The sequence below is a fragment of the Marinobacter sp. SS5-14b genome (assembly GCF_030541005.1).
Taxonomy (GTDB): domain Bacteria; phylum Pseudomonadota; class Gammaproteobacteria; order Pseudomonadales; family Oleiphilaceae; genus Marinobacter.
The window spans coordinates 315,228-332,415 of the sequence record NZ_JASSVM010000003.1 but is presented as its reverse complement, the minus strand read 5'-3'; the positions used below and the strand labels follow the sequence as shown (position 1 = coordinate 332,415).

Below are 17,188 nucleotides of genomic sequence, written 5' to 3'. Positions count from 1 at the left end.
TTAGCTGGGAAGCTGGCGACACGATTGATTGAACCAGGAAGGTTTGCCTGATGCGCGTTTCCGAATACTCACTGCCCCGTCTGTTCCCGTTGCTGGCCATTCTGCTGGTTATTGTTGCGCTGTCTGGCTGCTCCCCTATCGGAGCGTCGATGAAGGCAAGCCCTACCCTGAGCCATTGGGGCGGTCTGGTCAGCATGGAGATGGACGATCTGAAGGATCGTTACACCAACGAGCATTCAAAGTTTGTAAAGGTGAATGGCTACAACATTCACTACCAGGACCGTGGCCAGGGCGACACCGTGATTCTGATGCACGGGATTTTTTCAGCGCTGCAAACCTGGGATGACTGGACAGAAGAGCTGTCGAAAACCCACCGGGTGATTGCCCTGGATATGCCAGGATTCGGCCTGACCGGCGGCCCTGAGGAGCTTGACGATTTTAATGAAGAGCACGCCCTGGATGCATTCGAAGGCTTCGTAAATAAACTGGACCTGAACACGGTGTCGCTGGCCGGTAACTCACTGGGCGGCTACATCGCGGCCCGGTACGCCGCCCGCCATCCGGGCCGGGTAGACAAGCTCATCTTGCTTGACCCCTTCGGCTACCCTCAGGACACCCCATGGATTTTGAGCGTAGGCACCTTCGCGCCAGTGGCCTTTGTTGGCCAATACATTCAGCCCGCCTGGGCGGTAACTTTGAACCTGGCCTGGGTTTACGGTGATTCTGACCGTATTGATGATGAGGACTACTTCCGCTACGTTCACATGAACATGCGCCCGGGTGCCAAGCCCTTGTATATCAAGACCCTGAAAATGATCGAAGCCCGAGCGGAAAACTTCGACCCGCCGCCGTTCAAGCGCATTACCGCCGAAACTCTGCTTATGTGGGGTGAGGATGATGCCTGGGTACCGTTGGCGCTTTCAGAAAAGTGGATGGCGGATATTCCGCAGGCCAAACTGGTTGTTTACCCGACGGTGGGGCATATACCGATGGAGGAATTGCCCGAAGAAACGGTGAAAGATGCAGCTTTGTTTTTGCGGAGAGGTTTGGGGGCTTTGGCCCAGCGGTTGAATTGAAGCCTCAATTTTGGGCAGGGCCGGTGTATTGACCAGACACCGGCATGCCCTTATTCTTCGCAGCCCAACATCCCCTGCAAAGTCGACAACCCGGCTCGCCATGACGCAAGACAACATCATCACCCGGTTTCAGAAGAGTCTTACCTACGTTTTCGATTACAAGAATTGGCCGGTCAGAATCTGGCCAATTTTTCTTGCCCCGCTTATACCGATCATAGGCATTCTTAGCCTGCTTTTACTCAAAGGCTGGCGTTTTGAAATGGTTCACAGCATCGCAGAGGGGCGAAATGATCTTCCACCCGTGAATATTATTTTGTGGCTCAAGCGCGGCGCGATTCTATGGTCCGCGCTCTTCGTCTACTTTCTGGTGCCATGGATAGTGTGCCGTGTTCTGGGAGTTTCGGGAATTGTTGACTGGATTTCAGATATCCATTTGCTTTTTACCGAAGGGGTGGAAGCTTTTGTTCAGGATGTAGGCTCTGATCTTTTGACCGTCTTTATGGTGTACAGCACCTGGGCGCTGATCTCAGCACCAACGTTTCAATGCGGAATGGTTCGTTATGTTTTATCCGGGGATTGGAGAAAGCTTTTTGGCTTTTTACCGAATTTCTATTTCGTCATGAGCAACATCGGTCTGTTTACCCACTTCTTTCTGATGTGGATACTGTTTGTTATCAGTGTTGTTGTCATCGACTTACTGCTGGCGGCATCGTTTGTCGGGGTGATTCTGATTCCTCTGGTGACGGTAACCTTCTTCTATGTGGCGACCGCCCATGAGCTTGGCGAATTAGCGCTGAAGATAAAATCGAGCGCCTCGCTTGCTTATTACAAATGACCAGGAGTTATGGCTATGCTGAACGTAAACGAATACTTTGACGGCAAGGTGAAATCCATCGGCTTTCAGGGTGAGTCTTTGCCTGCCACCGTGGGCGTGATCAGCCCGGGTGAATATGAGTTCGGCACCAGTAAAAAAGAAGTGATGACCGTTGTGAGTGGTGCGCTGACTGTGCAGTTGCCGGGCAGTGAGAGCTGGGCTCGTTTTGCAGCTGGCGACGCTTTTGAAGTGGAAGCCAATACCAGCTTCAAGGTTAAGGCGGATATGGATACGGCGTATTTTTGTACTTACGAATAAGAGAGCTGGCGATGAAGGTTGGGGTCAGACCCCGGGTCTGACCCCATCATTCTTTCATAATGAGAACGGCGCGATCATCCATGCAGCTTCGGACGAATGCATTCATGGCAGCCTGATCACCGGATTCGTAGAACTCGAGCATAAGCTCGTTAAACTCCAGCTGGCGTGAAGCAGGAACATTAATAGCTGGATAGCCGTTATTCAGCAGGTTGCCATTCATCATGAACCGACCCATACGTTTATTGACGCCATAAAAAAACCGGCAACGAGCCATGGTGAGAAAAATATGAATGGCCTGATCGTAAATATCATCGATCTCTCGGATTCGCGAGATCATGTCATCGAATAATTCCGGAAGTTCTTGTGCACGGGGTGGCAAGTAGTCTGTACCCGCAATCAGCACCGAGCCAGTTCGAAAACAACCCCACTCCAGAGCCTCCTCCTTGGCGGCAATCGCATGCAAGTCGGCGGCGCATGTGCGACTTAGCTCAAACTGCCTTTCGCGAATCATCCGGAAGAGGGCTTTCCAGGCTTCACCTTGATTGACCGCTATTTGCTGGTCACTCAGCTTGTGCCCGCCCACGGTCACGCCCTGAAGAAGGGTTTGCACCTCTGGCAGGGTAAAGTTAATGCCCTCCAACCGAACTGCGTCGCAAACAAAAACCGACACCACTCGCTGGGTCAGCATTAATGCTTTTCCCCGATTCGGCGACATAGACCAATGAGTGTCGCTGGCAGCAGGCATAAGAGTTCCAGAAAAGATTTTGACCGAGCAAGAGTATAGCAGGTTGCCTATTATGATCCGACACTCCTGCTGAGGCGCGCCTGTCCATCACGGCATTTGTTCGTTGTCCAGTTCACGTGCCCATGATCACCCGTTCAGCTCAGCACCCCAGTCTCTCAAGATCCGACTGACTGTGAGTTCTCAGATACTCCTGAAGCGCCTTGTCCATTCGGGTTTGCCAGCCGCTGCCTGTGGCGCGAAACTGCTCAACGACCTCCGGTGAAAGTCTGATAGTTATCCGCTCCTTCGTAACCTCTGCCTTTGGCCGACCAACCGGACGCAACCGGCGGAACTCTTCTTCCGTGAGCTCGCGTGTATCTGCGTCTTGTGCAATCCCCTCGTTAATGCCTGACTCTTCATCGCTCGAAGGCAGTGTAAACTTCCGACCTGATTTAGATTTTGTCTGCATAAAGCCTCACCTCCCGACGATTTGCCTTTCGAAGACTGATTATGCGGCGGATGCCTTTTCGCTCTGTGTAAACAACACAGTAGACACGATCGCCTATGGGGCCATACCCAATCATTCGGCGCTCGCCATAATCATTACGAAAATCCTCCATAGCCCACACCCAATCCCATTCGAGCCTGGCGGCATCAGCTAACGAAACACCGTGCTTTTCAGTGTTCTTCTCATCCTTCCTTGGATCGAATTCAATATTCATCTGGATTTATTGTACATACAAAAATAGAGTTTGAGAAATAGCAGAAATAAGGGAAACACACTAAAACACCAAAATACTGTACATCTATACAGATCCGAATTATTGATGCATGATATGAGCATGTCAACAGTCACGGAAGACAAGGACTTCACCATGCCCAAAGCCAGAGCAGAACTGGTCAGCGTTTCAGACACCCCCTTCTACCACGTGATCTCACGCTGCGTGCGCCGCACCTTCCTCTGCGGAAAAGACCGCGCCACCGGGCGCTGTTATGAACACCGGCGGGGCTGGATTGAAGAGCGAATCCGGCTTCTGGCATCAGTGTTTGCGGTAGATGTGGCCGCTTATGCGGTGATGTCGAATCATTATCACCTGGTGGTGAAACTCAGCCCGGATGACATAGAGCCGTGGAGCATGGATGAGGTGCTGGCGCGCTGGTGCAGCCTTTACAAAGGGCCTCCACTGGTACAGCGATATCATCGGGGCGACGAGTTGTGTGCTGCAGAGCTTCGGCGAGTGGAGGCGTACGCGGAAACCGTCCGGCAGCGGTTGGCGGATTTGAGCTGGTTTATGAAATGCCTGAATGAACCAATTGCGAGGCAGGCCAACCGGGAAGATGAGTGCACGGGCCATTTCTGGGAGAGTAGGTTCAAATCCCAGGCCCTGGACACCGAAGAAGCCCTTCTCTCCTGCATGGCCTACGTCGACCTGAATCCCATCCGCGCCGCCATGGCAGAGACACCGGAGACTTCCGACCACACCAGCATTAAGGAACGCATTCATCCTACCTTCGATCTGGCGGAAGCCATTGCACGGCAAACGGAACAGCAAGCGTTGAATGATTTTTCGGTACCGTTAAAACCGCTGCTGGGTTTTGAAGGCGTGATTCGAAACGGCTTCCAGCGAGGCATCCTGTTCAGCTTTGCAGATTACCTGGAACTGGTGGATTGCACCGGGCGGATCAGCCGGAGCGACAAACGCGGCTGCATTGACGAAAGCGCGCTGCCGATTCTGGAACGGCTGAATCTGGACCCGGAACGGTGGTGCCACCGGGCGACTGCCTTTGAAGATAGCTATCAGGATTACCGAAATCCTGGACGGCGACGACAAGCGGCTTAGACTCCCTCCCCCTTCTTTTTCAAATTTAACTATCGGCGCGCACGCCGAGGACGTCGCTCGCCTGAAATCGGCAGATTTCCAGAATTCACGGTGGGATAGCACCGCTGTTTCGCCATAACCCCGAAATAGACGCAGTGAAACCGAAAGCCAGAAACGACAAAGGCCCGGGGTCGAAACCTCCGCGCCTTTGAGAATCTGGTCAGGCTAGTGCCTGTCCATGATCAGCTAAAAGCGCTCCATGCGCCAGATCCACAAGGCCGGTGAAAAATGCTTTATTGACTACTGCGGTCAGGCTAGTGCCTGTCCATGATCAGCTGAACACACCAGCATCAAGGAACGCATTCATCCTAGCTTCAATCTGGCGGAAGCCATTGCACGACAGACGGAACAGCAGGCACTGAATGATTTTGCGGTACCGTTAAAACCGCTACTGGGTTTTGAGGGAGTCATTCGGAATGGTTTTCAGCGCGGAATACTGTTCAGCTTTGAAGATTACCTGGAACTGGTGGATTGCACCGGGCGGATCAGCCGGAGTGACAAACGGGGCGCTATTGACGAAAACGCGCTGCCGATTCTGGAACGGCTGAATCTGGACCCGGAACGGTGGTGCCACCGGGCGACAGCCTTTGAAGATAGCTATCAGGATTACCGAAATCCTGGACGGCGACGACGAGCGGCTTAGGCTCCCTCCCCTTCTTTCTCAAATCAGACTATCGGCGCGCCCGCCGAGGACGTCGCTCGCCTGAAATCGGCAGATTTCCACAATTCACGGTGGAATGCCGCCGCCGTTTTGTCATAACCCCGAATTAGACGCAGCAAATCGAAAACCAGAAACAACAAAGGCCCGGGGTCGAAACCGCCGGGCCTTTGGGGATCTGGTCAGGCTAGTGCCTGTCCATTGGTCAGGCTAGTGCCTGTCCATGATCAGTTTGGCTAGTGCCTGTCCATGATCAGTTTGGCTAGTGCCTGTCCATGATCAGTTTGGCTAGTGCCTGTCCATGATCAGTTTGGCTAGTGCCTGTCCATGATCAATTTTTTTGTAAAACCGAAAGCCAGAAACGACAAAGGCCCGGGGTCGAAACCACCGGGCCTTTGGGGATCTGGTCAGGCTAGTGCCTGCCCATGATGGTCAGGCTAGTGCCTGTCCATGATTATTGTCCAGTTTTTTGGGGATCTGGTCAGGCTAGTGCCTGTCCATGATTGATCCGGTCAGGCTAGTGCCTGTCCACGGTCAGGCTCGAAACAGCAAAGGCCCGGGGTTCGAAAACCACCGGGCCTTTGGGAATCAAGTCAGGCTAAGCTAGCTGTGCCTGTCCATGATTATTTTCTTCTTATGATGGATCTTGTCCATGATGGATCTGGTCCATGATCAGGGCGAGTGCCTGTCCATGATCATTAGTGCCTGTCCATGATCAATCATTACATGATCAGCCTGGGCTAGTGCCTGTCCATGATCAGTGACAAAGGCCCGGGGTCGAAACCACCGGGCCTTTGGGGATCTGGTCAGGCTAGTGCCTGTCCATGATCAACTTCAGTGCCTGTCCATGATCAGCTTTGGATCTTTATTAACGGCAGTTAGCTGGGCGGTACTTGTCTTCAAGTGTGCCATTGATGCTACAGCTCCAACTCACCTGCTTTCCAGCGTTAGCAACATTATCCAACTCAAGCACTGTAGTTCCGTCACCCTCAACCGGAGTCAGAAGCAGTGTATTAGTAGCCGCTGGCACAACAGACGTCTTATAGCTAATTGTAATCACGCCTTTAGTGTCACTCAGCACAGACGCCACGTTCGCGTTACCAGTCAATGCGTTTGTATCAAGCAAAGTAGCCCCTATCGCATCACATTCAACCTTAGTCGAGCAGACCATAGTCCCAGGCCCACGGCTCTGAAATGTCTCTGTAATAGCCGTTTTCAGCGATGACGAAAGCGTCAATCCCTCAGAGACCTTGGCCCGTATGGTATAATCCTGATACGCCGGTATAGCCACAGCCGCCAAAATACCAATAATCGCCACAACGATCATCAGTTCAATCAGAGTAAAACCCTGCTGACCTTTGTTCATCTGAATCTTTTGCATGTTATCAACCTCAAGAGTTGTCATTTTTCGTTTATCCAGCTCCGGGGCGGTGGAGCGTTGCCCCGTTTCCGCGCTGAGCGTGGTGTAACTTAAGCAGGCACCATGCCAATTGCAAGAAAATGTTAAAAATCAGCGTTCACACAGTGACTTAAATCAAAAAACGCCAACCACGCCAGTCCACACACCCAAACCCTGGTGCCCCTCCCCGCCCAAAGGTGACAATTTCCGTCACCCAAGCCGGCAATTTCAGACAGGCCACTTTTATCTGCATGTCTCTGAGAAAGATCAAACCTGAGACACACCCCGCTTTCCAAAGCAGGGTCATCCATCTAAACTCTGGTTCATAAATCCGAGATTCAGCCACTTATAAGACTTTCCTCAGAGCATTTATGGCGAGCAGCAACCGAAACGTAACGCTTACGGGCCTGGCCCGTCGATTTGTGGATGATGGGCTTCTAGACGAAGACATCGCAAAAGATGCCTTTATTCAGGCCTCTCAGAGCCGCATTCCTCTCATCACCTATCTGACCCAGAACGATCTGGCGGACAGTTCCAAGCTGGCGTTTTCAGCAGCCATGGAGTTTGGCGTTTCGGTACTGGATCTGGACTCGTTCCTTCCCGAAATGATGCCGGAGAAGTCCGTTGACGAGAAGCTGATCCGCAAACACAACGCCCTACCTCTGTACAAAAGAGGTAACCGGTTGTTTATTGCTGTTTCAGACCCGACGAACATTCAGGCACTGGATGAAATCAAGTTCAACACGGGGCTGAGCACGGATGCGGTTCTGGTTGACGACGCCAAGCTGCGAGCTGCCATCGATAAGTATCTGGAGTCCCAGGACAACACGATGGGCGATCTGGACGATGCCGACCTGGAAGGCGTAGAAACGGAAGGGGGCGAAGGCGACGAGGACAGCACGGCGTCTACAGCCGAAGTTGACGATGCCCCTATTGTAAAATACGTCAACAAAATGCTGCTGGACGCCATCCGTGGTGGCGCTTCAGACATACACTTTGAACCCTATGAAAAAACCTATCGGGTTCGCTACCGGACCGACGGCATTCTGAAAGAGGTTTCTCGCCCTTCGATTAAGCTTGCGCCGAAAATTTCAGCTCGGGTGAAGATCATGGCCCAGTTGGATATATCGGAGCGGAGAGTGCCCCAGGATGGCAGGATCAAGATGAAGCTGTCCAAAACCAAGGCCATCGATTTCCGGGTAAACACCCTGCCCACGCTGTGGGGTGAGAAAATTGTATTGCGGATTCTTGACCCCAGCCAAGCGAAATTAGGGATTGATGTACTTGGCTACGAAGAAGACCAGAAGAAGTTATACCTGGATGCGCTTGCACAGCCGCAGGGCATGATCCTGGTGACTGGTCCGACAGGCTCCGGTAAAACAGTTTCCCTCTACACCGGCCTTAATATTTTGAACACGCCAGGCATCAACATTTCCACCGCTGAAGACCCGGCTGAAATCAACCTGGAGGGCATCAATCAGGTCAACGTGAACACCAGAGTGGGCCTCGGTTTCGCCGAAGCACTGCGGGCCTTCCTGCGGCAAGACCCGGACGTCATCATGGTAGGTGAGATTCGAGACCTGGAAACCGCCAACATAGCAATCAAGGCGGCCCAAACCGGGCACCTGGTTCTGTCTACCCTTCACACCAACAGTGCCGCTGAAACCCTGACGCGGATGATGAACATGGGGGTGCCCGCCTTCAACATCGCCACCTCCGTGAGCCTGATCATTGCTCAACGACTCGGCCGCCGACTGTGTAGTTGCAAACAGCCCGCAGACATCCCGAAAGACGTGCTTTTGACGGAAGGGTTCACACAAGAACAAATTGATACAGGCTTTACGTTGTTCCGCCCTAAGGGCTGTGATAAATGCACTGGAGGATATAAAGGCCGCGTTGGTATTTACGAGGTGGTCAAGATTACCGACGAGCTGGCAAACATGATTATGGAAGAAGCCAGTTCGATTAAAATTGCAAAACAGGCTCAGGCGGAAGGCTTCCGCACTCTCAGGCAATCGGCCCTCATGAAAGTTATGCAGGGCGTGACGAGCCTTGAAGAAGCCAACCGCGTGACGAAGGATTAAGCATGGCAGAAAAATCACAGAAGCTGGAATCGTACGTTTGGGAAGGCAAAGACCGGAAGGGTAACAAAGCCAAAGGTGAACTTAACGGCTCCAATATGGCGCTGGTTAAAGCTCAGCTTCGTAAGCAGGGGATCATTCCCGACAAGGTGAAGAAAAAGTCAAAACCGTTGTTTGGTGGCAGCAAAAAAATTACGCCATTTGACATCGCCATGTTAACTCGTCAATTAGCCACAATGATGAAAGCCGGCGTGCCATTGGTGCAAAGCTTCGACATTGTGGCTGACGGCCTTGAAAACAAAGGTTTGCAAGAGCTGGTGATGGCAATACGGAACGACATCTCGTCCGGCTCCGGCTTCGCTTCCGCTCTTCGCAAACACCCGAAGCACTTTGATGACCTGTACTGCAACTTGGTGGACTCCGGCGAACAAGCGGGTGCACTGGAGGCCATGCTTGACAGAATTGCAACCTACCTTGAAAAAACAGAGCTGCTCAAGAAAAAGGTCAAGAAAGCCATGACCTACCCAATTGCGGTTGTTGTGGTTGCGATTGTGGTGACAGCAATCCTTTTGGTCAAGGTAGTCCCTCAATTTGAGAGCCTATTCCAAGGCTTTGGCGCGGAACTCCCTGTTTTCACCCAAATGGTAGTAAGGCTTTCTGAATGGCTTCAGACCTGGTGGTTTGTCGTCCTCCTCGGCATCGTAGGTACCATATTCCTCTTTAAGGAGTTCAAGCGCCGCTCACAAAAGTTCTCGGATATTGTTGATAAATACGTGCTGAAGCTTCCAGTTGTTGGCGAGATCCTCGACAAATCCGCGGTCGCAAAATTCGGCCGGGTACTTTCCACCACCTTTGCTGCGGGTGTTCCTTTGGTTGACGCGCTGGACTCGGTTGCAGGTGCAACCGGTAACGCGGTGTACCGGGACGCCATTATGAACATCAAGAATGACGTGTCCAGCGGGACCCAGTTGCAGGTCTCAATGCGCCAACAAGATGTATTCCCTGTGATGGCGGTTCAATTAACAGCGATCGGTGAGGAGTCTGGTAACCTGGACGAAATGCTGGCCAAAGTAGCCGAGCACTACGAAGCCGTGGTAGATGACATGGTTGACAACCTGACGGCTCTCATGGAGCCCATGATTATGGCCGTTCTGGGCGTTCTGGTAGGCGGCTTGATCATTGCAATGTACCTCCCGATCTTCCAGATGGGCCAGGTTGTCGGCTAACCACTCATCCCGGCGTCACGCTTATTGGAGCCCCTCCCGACAAAACAACGGAGGGGCCTGAACCGCCCCAAACACCACCGCAAGATCAACCGAGCACATCAATGCCCACACTCGACACTTTCCTCTCAACCCCCTGGCTGCTCTACCCAACCGTCACCATCGTCTCCCTCTGCATAGGCAGCTTCCTGAACGTCGTTATCCTGCGCCTTCCGAAGATGATGCAACAGGAGTGGCGCTGCCAGTGCGAAGAGTTTCTGGAGGTTCCGGAGGGTGACCGCACCAAGGATTCTACAATCACCCTATCCTCTCCGGCCTCCACGTGCCCTTCGTGTGGCCACAAAATCCGGCCTTGGGAGAACGTTCCGGTGATCAGTTGGTTGATGCTGGGAGGCAAGTGCGCCTCCTGTAAATCCCCGATCTCCGCTCGATATCCCGTCATTGAAGCGCTCACCGCTCTAGTCTCTGTCGCCACGGTTGCGCTACTGGGGCCGTCAGAGGCTGCTTTATGGGCTTTGCTGCTGATTTGGTCTCTGGTTGCCTTGACCGTGATCGATTTTGATACGCAACTCCTGCCGGACAACATGACGCTGCCCCTGATGTGGTTGGGGCTGGTGCTGAATTACTTTGGCGTGCTGACGGACTTTGCCAGTGCCTTCTGGGGCGCTGTTGCCGGATACCTTTCGCTTTGGTCGGTTTACTGGCTGTTCAAGCTCGTGACTGGCAAGGAAGGTATGGGCCATGGGGATTTCAAGTTGCTTGCCGCGCTTGGAGCGTGGCTTGGGTGGCAGTTGCTGCCAGCGGTTATTCTGATTTCGTCACTGGTTGGGGCCATTGTTGGCATCAGTCTTATGGTGTTCAGAAAGCATGGGCGGGAGGTGCCTATTCCTTTCGGGCCTTATCTGGCAGTGGCCGGGGTGGTTTGCTTGTGGTTTGGTGGAGAAATTCAGACGTTTTGGTTTGGGTTTCTTGGAGTTTGATTGCCAGGAAGCCAGATGGTGATTGGCGGTTGATTTGGGTGGGGTCTGACCCCGAGGGGTCAGACCCCTTTGTATCCGTCTTGGCATGGCGCAATTGACCCCTTTGCATCCGTTTTGGTTTGGAGTGTTTGGTGGCTGGCTTGAAGATTGTTGGGTTGACCGGAGGCATTGGCTCCGGGAAGTCTACGGTGGTGCGCGTGTTCGGGGATTTGGGTGTGCACTGGGTGGATGCGGATGATGTTGCCCGGGACGTGGTTGAGCCTGGCATGCCGGCGTTAGCAGCTATTGCTGAGCACTTTGGCGAAGGGGTGCTTATGGCGGACGGTTCGCTGAACCGTGCAGCATTGCGCCAGAAAGTTTTTGCAGAGCCGGATGAGCGGATCTGGCTTGAACGGTTGCTACACCCGGTTATTCGCAAGGAGCTGGTTCGGCAATTGCAACCAGAAGACTACCCCCTACCCTACGTATTGCTGGTTTCGCCTCTGCTGTTAGAGACTGACCAACGGGGCCTGGCCGCCAAAATCATCGTGGTCGACGTTCCGGAGTCGGTTCAGATTGAACGCACCATGGCTCGGGACGATAACTCACGCGAGCAGGTTGAGCGCATTATGGCAGCGCAAATGGCCCGGGAAGATCGGCGCTCGCAGGCAGATGCTATTATTGATAACAACCGTCCACTGAATGAGGTTGAGCGTCAGGTTTGTGAGTTGCATAATCGGTTCCTGTTTGAGTTCAGTTAAGGGGCTTCCGCTGCACCACCTCACCCGTTGTATCTTCTTTCTGCCACTGTTCCTGGCAGCCTCTCCCTTTGCCCTTAGTGCCGAACCGGTTGTAACTGTTCGGGCCAGCACGGTAGCCGAGGTGCTGTCGCCTTACCGTTTGCCGGTTTCGTTTTATACGTTTGAACCCGATGATTACTGGGCTGAGCCGGTAGACTCCTGGTGGATGAACTTCACCAACTGGGTGATTCGCCAGGAGCGCCGTCATGGTGGCACTGTGCAAAATATCGGCGCCTGGGCCGACAGAACCTTATCGGGCTCCCGGCACGCTTTACCAAACAATGAGAGTTATCTCCGAATGGGCTTCGCCGCGGAATCCGAATACAGCGATCCGGCTCAGTTCAAGCCCGAAGTACGTTTCAGACTGGATGTTCCCACTACCAAAGAAAAGTTGCGACTGGTTATCGAGAGCGAGAGTGAGGAGCAGATTCCCCTTGCGGAACGAGAGAGAGACCGACAACTGACTGAGCCGGAACGCTCGGATACCGACACTACTGGTGCGTTACGATTCCTGACCGATGTGGGTGATGCCATCAATCTTTCAATGGATGTCGGTGGTCGCCTGCGCCTGCCTCCGGAAGCGTTCTGGCGTTTAACCGCCCGCAAAGGGTGGCAGGTAGATACCAACTGGGCCCTGAATGTTCAGCAGCGGGTTTACTATTATCACCAGAGCGGCTGGGGTTCCCGCTCCTGGCTGGGCGCCGACAGGCCGGTCTGGAATGACTGGCACTTTTACACCTCTTCTGAACTGGAGTGGATTCATCGCGACAAAAAATTCGCCGCCGCGCAGATTTTCAGTGTGCGAAAACGGGTAAGCCCGAGGTCCGTTATTGCCCCACGCATCGGCATCCTGGGGGAAAGCCAGCCAACCTGGCGTACCACAAACTATTTTGCCGATATAACCTGGCGATATCGCGCCTATGAGGACTGGCTGTTCGCAGAACTGATTCCCGCGTTGGAGTTTCCCCGGGAGGAAAGTTTCAAAGACCAAGCCTCACTGATCTTCCGCATCGAGATGTATTTTGCCGGCACGATTGACAGAGACTGAGATGACCCGACCCAGACACAAAAGCAAACCGGCAGCCGACGCCCTTACACTTACGCCCATTGCCTACACCCAATCCTGTTTTAAGGACAAATTCGGGGTACCTCGCCAGCCGGGACTGACTCGGCACGCTCATGCCGACCTGGTGATCGAACCGCCATTCGACCGGGAAGACGCCTTCCGGGGACTGGAAACCTCAAGCCACCTGTGGCTGACCTTTCAGTTTCACGAAGCGATTCGGGCCGAATGGCGGCCGGTGGTGCGCCCCCCACGTTTAGGTGGTAACAAGAAAATGGGCGTATTCGCCAGCCGCTCGCCTTTCCGGCCCAACAGTCTTGGCTTGTCCGTCGTGCGTAACGAAGGCATCGCTCGAAAAAACGGGCGGCTGGTGCTCAAAATTCGAGACCACGATTTGATCGACGGTACACCGATTCTGGATATCAAACCCTACCTGCCGTTTGCGGATTCCATACCCGGTGCGTCACTCGGCTGGGCGGATTCCGGCCCGGTGGAACGAGCGGAAGTACACTTCAGCCCGGAGGCGGAAACGAATCTGTCCGCTCTGTCTACCGAGGCCTACCCGGATCTTCGGGGACTGATCGAGGATGTGGTGAGCTATGACCCCCGCCCTTCCTTCCGAAGGGGGCGCGATGAGGAACGGATTTACGGCGTTCATTTGTATGACCTGAACGTGCGCTTCCGGTTTCTGGCCGAGAACGGAAAGGTGTGTGTGGAAGTGGTATCTGTCTGTTAAACTGCCGCTGGTGATTTTGTAGTCGACACAGGGAACTCGTGCCTTGCCTTCAAACCAGTACCTAAAGCGCTGGGGTGTTCGCCCGCTGGCTCTTCGCTTGTTGGGGTGGGTGCTTCTGTACAGCCTTGTGCTGTCACTGGTGGCGACTGGCGTTCAGATGATTGGCGAGTTTGACCGTCAGAAAACGCAGCTTGAAGCTAACCAGGTTCGCGCTGCCGAGTTGATCTCCGGCACCATGAGCTCAAACCTTTGGGTCTTGAATTACAGCGAGGTAGCCGACAGCCTCGATGATTTGCTTACCATGCCTTCGGTTCAGTTTGCGCGGGTCATCACCTCAACCGGTGAAGATTTCAGCGCCGGCACCTACCCTGAAGGCCGGGTCATTTCCCAGTCTTTCCCCCTTGAGTTCAACCGTTCAAGCTTCGATCGCCCCCAGCCGGTTGGCGAGCTGACGGTGGTGTCCTCGGTCGATACCGTCTACAACGACATCCGCGACCGAGCCCTTCTTAACCTTTTGTTTCAGTCCATTGTCGTGATGCTGGGCACACTGGGGCTGCTCTTAATTGTACGATTCGCCCTGTCGAGGCACCTGGAATCCATGGCTGATTATGCCGCCAAACTGAATCTTGATGCTCTGGTAGACCCACTTAAACTGCGACGAAAGACACCCCGCAAGCCCGACGAGTTATCAGAGCTTGAACAGGCTTTGAACAAAATGCGCCTACAGATTCTCGAGGATACCCGCTCATTACGCCAGAACACCCTGAAAACCGAAGGCGAGCGAGACGAAGCGGTGCGCGCAAACCATGCCAAAAATCAGTTCCTGGCCAATGTAAGCCATGAACTGCGCATCCCCCTTCAGTCGGTACTGGGTTACGCCAACCTGCTGACCGATACACCACTCGATCAGGAGCAACGTGAGTACGTGGGCACGCTGCTCAATGCGTCTGAAAGCCTGTCTGCGATCATTAACGACCTTCTCGACATTTCCAGTATGGAGGCGGGGAAACTGGAACTGGAAGAGATACCGTTTGATCTTCGGGAAACCCTGAACGACCTGATCCATATGCTTGGCTCCCGCGCCAGAGAGAAGGGCCTGGCTCTGGAAATGCGGGTCGACGAAGATCTGCCGTGGGCGGTGGCAGGAGACCCTGTGCGCATCCGTCAGGTACTGCTCAATCTGCTGTCCAACGCGATCAAGTTTACCGATTCCGGCCATGTACTGATCAGCGCTGAAGTGCTGGGACGCAAAGAGGGAAAGGTGCGCGTGCGGCTTGCCGTGGAAGATACCGGCGAAGGTATTAACCCGGAAGATCTGCCTCTGGTTTACGAACCCTATGTGCAGCTGGGCCAGCGGTTCAAGCGTCAGTTACCCGGTGCGGGGCTGGGGCTGACCATCTGCCGGCAACTGATTGACTTAATGGGTGGCTCCCTGGATGTCGAGAGCCGGCCCGGTGAGGGCTCAACCTTCTGGGTTGAATTAAATCTGCAGGAATCCAGCGACAGTTCCGCCAAGGTTCGCCCGGACTCCCGAAAGGTTCGCGGCCGCAGGATCTTGGTGGTGGACTCCTATGAGCTGTCCCGGAAAATCACCCTTGAGATGCTGTCGCGCTTTGACATTCAGATTGAAGCCGTCAAATCGGCCGGTGAGGCGCTGACCTCTCTGCGGCAGGCCTATGACGCCGGTGAGCCATACCATGCCATCATTCTCGATGGTTTTGTGCCAGACATGGACAGTGACCTTCTGTGCCGACAGATTCGCAGTAACGCCGTGTGGGGCGATACCCGGCTGCTGATCTTGTCGTCCAACCCCCAACGGGGCGATGCCGAGCATTTCCGCCAGGCAGGCGCAGATGCCTTCCTGAGTAAGTCATTACGGGAGTCTTACCTGATCCCGATTCTTAACCAACTGTTCAGCGACGAAGAAAAGCAGGAGCGACGCTTCCTCACGCGTTTTTCTTTGCAGACTATGGGCGATTCCGGCAGCGTTCGACGGGACCTGCCCTGCGGCCGGATGCGGGTTCTTCTGGTGGAGGACAACCCGGTAAACCGGACATTAACCAAACGGCTTCTGGAAAAGCTGGGCTGTGAAGTGATGACCGCCAACGATGGCAGGGCGGCCACCTCACTGTGGCAGGTACACCGGTTTGATCTCATTTTTATGGATTGCCTGATGCCTCAGATGGACGGTTTCGAGGCCACCCAAAAGCTTCGGGCGTGGGAGCTGGAGCAGAATCAGCCCAGGGTTCCCGTGGTCGCACTGACCGCCAGCGCGATGGAAAAAGACGAAGAGCAATGCCGGGCCGCCGGAATGGATGCGTTTGTGGCAAAGCCTGTCAACCTTGAAATGCTACGGGCAGTGCTGGAACAATACTGCCACGCCGCTGCCACAACCTGAGCGCTGGCAGTTGATTCACACAGCCCGGACCCACAGCCATGAATGTTGAATGCCCCACCTGCAGGAAAACCGTCGAATGGTCGGATGCCAGCCCCTGGCGACCTTTTTGTTCCGAGCGCTGCAAACTGATCGATCTTGGCGCCTGGGCCAATGAGGAATACCGTGTGCCTGCAGAGAATGCGTCACCAGACGACCTGGACCAGGGCGGTGAAACCACTCACCATTAACGCTCCGGCCCTGCCTTACTCGCGGCTTACAGGCTTTTAAGTTGTACTGCTAAGAGCAGGTGTTTACCATCGTCCCCAGTCAGAACTATCGCTAATGCAGGCAGGTTTTGCCCGCCATGCATTCACTAATGACAGCAATAAAGGTGTAAACATGAGAATAACCCGCATCTCTGCTTTGGCACTCTCACTGGCCACTGCCCCCGTGATGGCGGCCGACCTGGACCTGAGCCTGACCAACGATTCGGTAAAAGGCCAGGTAAACTTCTTCGGCACTCAAGAGGAGTTACAACTGGGTGCAGGCTACACCTATCGCGAAGGCAGCCGCCATATCGGCAATGTAGACTTTCACGCACAGGGCCGCACCGCGCTGGGTAACTTGCCCACAACGGCTGGCATCGGTATGCGCGGCATTGCCTGGGATGACGACCAGGTGGACGGCGGCGCCATCGGCCTCGGCGGTTTCGCCACGGTCAACATTCCGGATGTGCCCGGCCTGTCGTTCGGAGGCAACTTGCACTATGCCCCAAGCATTCTGTCGTTCGGCGATTCCGACGACATGACCAGCCTGGAGTTGCGTGGCAGTTACCGAGTCATCCGCAACGCGGAAGTGTTTCTGGGCTACCGCTACCTGAACACCGAGCTGGATTTTGCCGGCAACCCGGATATCAATCTGGATGAAGGCGTACTGGCCGGCATGAAGATTTTCTTCTGAAGCCAAGTGTCTCACGGTTACCCGCTTTAACCCGCGGGTAACCTATTCGTGCATTCCTTCACGCCGTTCACTCTGAATACCTGTTAGGCTTTTCGTTACACTTCACACGGACAAGCCCCG

Annotated in this window: 17 protein-coding genes; 13 read left to right on the top strand and 4 right to left on the bottom strand. The window is 54.1% G+C overall.

Annotated features, from left to right (window positions below):
• The first annotated feature begins 50 nt into the window (after positions 1-50).
• The 3 genes from QPL95_RS09165 (at position 51) to QPL95_RS09155 (ending at position 2,208) form a co-directional block, all read left to right on the top strand.
• Positions 51-1,076, top strand: coding sequence for an alpha/beta hydrolase (locus QPL95_RS09165; RefSeq protein ID WP_303290679.1), 1,026 nt, complete (start codon positions 51-53; stop codon positions 1,074-1,076).
• Between the two features lie 100 nt (positions 1,077-1,176).
• Positions 1,177-1,911 carry a DUF4013 domain-containing protein gene (locus tag QPL95_RS09160; protein ID WP_303290678.1) on the top strand — a complete coding sequence of 245 codons (735 nt, stop codon included), beginning with the start codon at positions 1,177-1,179 and terminating at the stop codon, positions 1,909-1,911.
• Between the two features lie 15 nt (positions 1,912-1,926).
• Entirely contained in the window at positions 1,927-2,208 is a 282-nt protein-coding gene (locus tag QPL95_RS09155) for a pyrimidine/purine nucleoside phosphorylase (RefSeq protein ID WP_303290677.1), read from the top strand.
• 46 nt (positions 2,209-2,254) lie between these two features.
• Here QPL95_RS09155 and QPL95_RS09150 read toward each other — a convergent pair whose 3' ends face one another.
• The 3 genes from QPL95_RS09150 to QPL95_RS18530 all read right to left on the bottom strand — a co-directional run bounded on the left by QPL95_RS09150 (position 2,255) and on the right by QPL95_RS18530 (position 3,654).
• A complete protein-coding gene (locus QPL95_RS09150; RefSeq protein WP_303290676.1) occupies positions 2,255-2,953 on the bottom strand; it encodes a Fic family protein in 699 nt (232 codons plus the stop codon).
• A gap of 139 nt (positions 2,954-3,092) precedes the next feature.
• Positions 3,093-3,401, bottom strand: coding sequence for a BrnA antitoxin family protein (locus QPL95_RS09145; RefSeq protein ID WP_303290675.1), 309 nt, complete (start codon positions 3,399-3,401; stop codon positions 3,093-3,095).
• Entirely contained in the window at positions 3,385-3,654 is a 270-nt protein-coding gene (locus tag QPL95_RS18530; RefSeq protein ID WP_023011846.1) for a BrnT family toxin, read from the bottom strand. The genes QPL95_RS09145 and QPL95_RS18530 overlap by 17 nt, the downstream gene beginning before the upstream one ends.
• Positions 3,655-3,774: 120 nt before the next feature.
• On the opposite strand from QPL95_RS18530, the gene QPL95_RS09140 reads away from it, so the two are divergent.
• The gene (locus QPL95_RS09140) at positions 3,775-4,773 is read left to right on the top strand and encodes a transposase (RefSeq protein ID WP_303290674.1); all 999 of its coding nucleotides are present in this window, start codon (positions 3,775-3,777) and stop codon (positions 4,771-4,773) included.
• A 1,565-nt stretch (positions 4,774-6,338) separates the two neighbouring features.
• On the opposite strand, the gene QPL95_RS09135 is transcribed toward QPL95_RS09140, so the two are convergent.
• Positions 6,339-6,875 (bottom strand): pilin, encoded by a 537-nt coding sequence (locus QPL95_RS09135; protein ID WP_303290673.1) that lies wholly within the window; start codon positions 6,873-6,875, stop codon positions 6,339-6,341.
• A 365-nt stretch (positions 6,876-7,240) separates the two neighbouring features.
• Between QPL95_RS09135 and pilB the strand changes: the two genes are divergently transcribed.
• The 9 genes from pilB to QPL95_RS09090 all read left to right on the top strand — a co-directional run bounded on the left by pilB (position 7,241) and on the right by QPL95_RS09090 (position 17,068).
• Complete coding sequence (gene pilB / locus QPL95_RS09130) at positions 7,241-8,953, top strand: type IV-A pilus assembly ATPase PilB (RefSeq protein ID WP_303290672.1); 1,713 nt, start codon at positions 7,241-7,243, stop codon at positions 8,951-8,953.
• A gap of 2 nt (positions 8,954-8,955) precedes the next feature.
• Positions 8,956-10,176 (top strand): type II secretion system F family protein, encoded by a 1,221-nt coding sequence (locus QPL95_RS09125; RefSeq protein WP_303290671.1) that lies wholly within the window; start codon positions 8,956-8,958, stop codon positions 10,174-10,176.
• A gap of 101 nt (positions 10,177-10,277) precedes the next feature.
• Positions 10,278-11,153, top strand: a complete 876-nt coding sequence (locus QPL95_RS09120; RefSeq protein ID WP_303290670.1) for an A24 family peptidase — start codon at positions 10,278-10,280, stop codon at positions 11,151-11,153.
• Positions 11,154-11,293: 140 nt separating this feature from the next.
• Positions 11,294-11,893: a dephospho-CoA kinase gene (coaE, locus tag QPL95_RS09115; protein ID WP_303290825.1), complete on the top strand. Its 600-nt coding sequence runs from the start codon at positions 11,294-11,296 to the stop codon at positions 11,891-11,893.
• Positions 11,880-12,980, top strand: a complete 1,101-nt coding sequence (locus QPL95_RS09110; protein ID WP_303290669.1) for a hypothetical protein — start codon at positions 11,880-11,882, stop codon at positions 12,978-12,980. The genes coaE and QPL95_RS09110 overlap by 14 nt, the downstream gene beginning before the upstream one ends.
• Position 12,981: 1 nt before the next feature.
• A complete protein-coding gene (tsaA, locus tag QPL95_RS09105; protein WP_303290668.1) occupies positions 12,982-13,731 on the top strand; it encodes a tRNA (N6-threonylcarbamoyladenosine(37)-N6)-methyltransferase TrmO in 750 nt (249 codons plus the stop codon).
• A 43-nt stretch (positions 13,732-13,774) separates the two neighbouring features.
• Positions 13,775-16,129, top strand: coding sequence for a response regulator (locus QPL95_RS09100; protein ID WP_303290667.1), 2,355 nt, complete (start codon positions 13,775-13,777; stop codon positions 16,127-16,129).
• A 38-nt stretch (positions 16,130-16,167) separates the two neighbouring features.
• Positions 16,168-16,356 carry a DNA gyrase inhibitor YacG gene (yacG, locus tag QPL95_RS09095; RefSeq protein WP_303290666.1) on the top strand — a complete coding sequence of 63 codons (189 nt, stop codon included), beginning with the start codon at positions 16,168-16,170 and terminating at the stop codon, positions 16,354-16,356.
• 151 nt (positions 16,357-16,507) lie between these two features.
• Positions 16,508-17,068, top strand: coding sequence for a YfaZ family outer membrane protein (locus tag QPL95_RS09090; RefSeq protein WP_303290665.1), 561 nt, complete (start codon positions 16,508-16,510; stop codon positions 17,066-17,068).
• Positions 17,069-17,188: the final 120 nt, after the last annotated feature.

What these genes read in the sequence shown, in the direction of transcription:
- QPL95_RS09165 (WP_303290679.1), top strand. Translation starts at nt 51, where the DNA reads ATGCGCGTTTCCGAATACTCACTGCCCCGTCTGTTCCCGTTGCTGGCC.
- QPL95_RS09160 (WP_303290678.1), top strand. Translation starts at nt 1,177, where the DNA reads ATGACGCAAGACAACATCATCACCCGGTTTCAGAAGAGTCTTACCTAC.
- QPL95_RS09155 (WP_303290677.1), top strand. Translation starts at nt 1,927, where the DNA reads ATGCTGAACGTAAACGAATACTTTGACGGCAAGGTGAAATCCATCGGC.
- QPL95_RS09150 (WP_303290676.1), bottom strand. Translation starts at nt 2,953, where the DNA reads ATGCCTGCTGCCAGCGACACTCATTGGTCTATGTCGCCGAATCGGGGA.
- QPL95_RS09145 (WP_303290675.1), bottom strand. Translation starts at nt 3,401, where the DNA reads ATGCAGACAAAATCTAAATCAGGTCGGAAGTTTACACTGCCTTCGAGC.
- QPL95_RS18530 (WP_023011846.1), bottom strand. Translation starts at nt 3,654, where the DNA reads ATGAATATTGAATTCGATCCAAGGAAGGATGAGAAGAACACTGAAAAG.
- QPL95_RS09140 (WP_303290674.1), top strand. Translation starts at nt 3,775, where the DNA reads ATGTCAACAGTCACGGAAGACAAGGACTTCACCATGCCCAAAGCCAGA.
- QPL95_RS09135 (WP_303290673.1), bottom strand. Translation starts at nt 6,875, where the DNA reads ATGACAACTCTTGAGGTTGATAACATGCAAAAGATTCAGATGAACAAA.
- pilB (WP_303290672.1), top strand. Translation starts at nt 7,241, where the DNA reads ATGGCGAGCAGCAACCGAAACGTAACGCTTACGGGCCTGGCCCGTCGA.
- QPL95_RS09125 (WP_303290671.1), top strand. Translation starts at nt 8,956, where the DNA reads ATGGCAGAAAAATCACAGAAGCTGGAATCGTACGTTTGGGAAGGCAAA.
- QPL95_RS09120 (WP_303290670.1), top strand. Translation starts at nt 10,278, where the DNA reads ATGCCCACACTCGACACTTTCCTCTCAACCCCCTGGCTGCTCTACCCA.
- tsaA (WP_303290668.1), top strand. Translation starts at nt 12,982, where the DNA reads ATGACCCGACCCAGACACAAAAGCAAACCGGCAGCCGACGCCCTTACA.
- yacG (WP_303290666.1), top strand. Translation starts at nt 16,168, where the DNA reads ATGAATGTTGAATGCCCCACCTGCAGGAAAACCGTCGAATGGTCGGAT.
- QPL95_RS09090 (WP_303290665.1), top strand. Translation starts at nt 16,508, where the DNA reads ATGAGAATAACCCGCATCTCTGCTTTGGCACTCTCACTGGCCACTGCC.